This window comes from Acinetobacter sp. 228 (assembly GCF_048147885.1).
On the sequence record NZ_JAYWYV010000170.1, the window covers coordinates 1 to 1643 of the forward strand.

2 protein-coding genes and 1 pseudogene are annotated in these 1643 nt (G+C 31.6%); 2 read left to right on the forward strand and 1 reads right to left on the reverse strand.

The window, feature by feature from the left end; genetic code table 11:
• Window positions 1–152 precede the first annotated feature (152 nt).
• Entirely contained in the window at window positions 153–458 is a 306-nt protein-coding gene (locus VXQ92_RS17025; RefSeq protein WP_001987944.1) for a hypothetical protein, read from the forward strand.
• 44 nt (window positions 459–502) lie between these two features.
• On the forward strand, window positions 503–1384 hold the full coding sequence (locus VXQ92_RS17030; RefSeq protein ID WP_416682613.1) for a hypothetical protein: 882 nt from the start codon (window positions 503–505) through the stop codon (window positions 1382–1384).
• A gap of 64 nt (window positions 1385–1448) precedes the next feature.
• On the opposite strand, the pseudogene VXQ92_RS17035 reads toward VXQ92_RS17030, so the two are convergent.
• A pseudogene (locus tag VXQ92_RS17035) lies at window positions 1449–1643 on the reverse strand (DUF6500 family protein); the annotation flags it as partial.

Here is a 1643-nt window from a genome sequence, read left to right on the forward strand (position 1 = left end):
AAAGATTTAATAGATTTATATTTTATATCGAGTTCTATTTTATTTGAGAATGGAAAGACCTAAATCTCTAGTTTTAGGTCTTTAAAAAGGAAAGTTTCTAATGAAGCATAAATTAATAATTATTTTTTCAATTATTTTTGTACTTATAGGTTGTGGGGAAGAAATATAAAATTTCTCCTGAGAGTTTACCTGTTGCTCATATTAATCAAGAATACCAACAAATTATTAAGATTTCTGGAGGAAAAGTTATAGATAAATACGCTGAATTAGAAACGAATATTCCAGAAAATCTAGGCATTACCGTTAAGCCTGTTGATGACTTGGATGGATATAATATTATACAAATCAAAGGTGTTCCAAAGTACAAAGGAAAATATACTATCCATATACGAGCTGACTTCTATGCAGGTGGTGATGCTGAAATTGACAAGACATATAGCTTTATTGTCCAAGATTAAAAATTATCGCAGAGTCGGGAAATAGCAAAGTAGAGAAGTTAGTAATGACGGTAAAATTTAGACAATATTTCTTAATTTTAATTTTTGGATTATTACTTTCCGCTTGTCAGCCAGCCGCACAACATAATGAAAGTTTAGATTCCCATCAGCAAGCCTACACTTTGCATATGGGTGAAAAAGGTATTCAAGATTTTTCAAAATATAGTGATAGCAATGTCGATAATTATCCAGCTGGCGTTAGCTTTAGAGAACTTCAATTTTCTCCTCCTAACTTAGGAAAAATAACTATAGAGAATGGTTCTAACACTTTATCGATTGAACATGTTTTCTCTGTTTTAGGAACTCAATATGATAAAAATGAAGGGATCCAAGTTTTAGATATTGATGCTGGCCTCACAAAAGAAGAATTTGCTACCCCAGAGCAGGTTTATCAAAGCTATGTAGCTTTAATGAAACGTATTAATCAGGCTGGTTGGAAAAACTATTTCTTTACAGATGCTCCGCGTATTGCTAAAGAAGATAATATTAAGCATCTATCGAAAAGTCGTGATGTCATTGATCCTAGTTATATTTTTAGCTTTGAGGAGTGGAAAAATATAATAAACAACAGCCCAACAAAATCATTGGGTTATAGATTGTACGCTAATGGGATTATTTTAGATATCAGTTTAAAAAGAACAGCTAAGAATAAGTGTAATGAAGAGCAATATATGCTTAGATTTAGCTTTAAGAGTGTTCGATACAATGAAAGAGACTCAATTCCTGACTCTGATAAAATGACACCTAGTGAATTCGAGCAAGCGTTTAAAAAGAGATTAATTGAAAATAAAAAATATCGGGAAAAGGAGGAGGGAAAAGCTAAGGCTGAGGGCTATCATATCGATGAAAAATATACAGATCCTGATGTTTGGCCATATGTTAAATAGAAGTTTTTAAAATAATAAAAAGGCTTAATTTACTTAAATTTAAGCCTTTTAAATAATTCTATTTTTAGCTTTCACTCAAAATCAATTGTTTAATCTTCACAGCTTTCTCGAAGTGGTCTAGCTTATGCTCCATAATCCATCAATGCGCTGCTTCCATAAGTAGCTCAGGGTTATCATTCTTATTTTTAAAAAAGGCATAAAAAGATAGACCGACATTGTCTCCTTTCTTTTCAATTTTCTCGTCGCATCCCTTAATAAA

Excerpts from the sequence above, each read along its gene's own strand:
- VXQ92_RS17030 (WP_416682613.1), top strand. The coding sequence starts at position 503 with ATGACGGTAAAATTTAGACAATATTTCTTAATTTTAATTTTTGGATTA.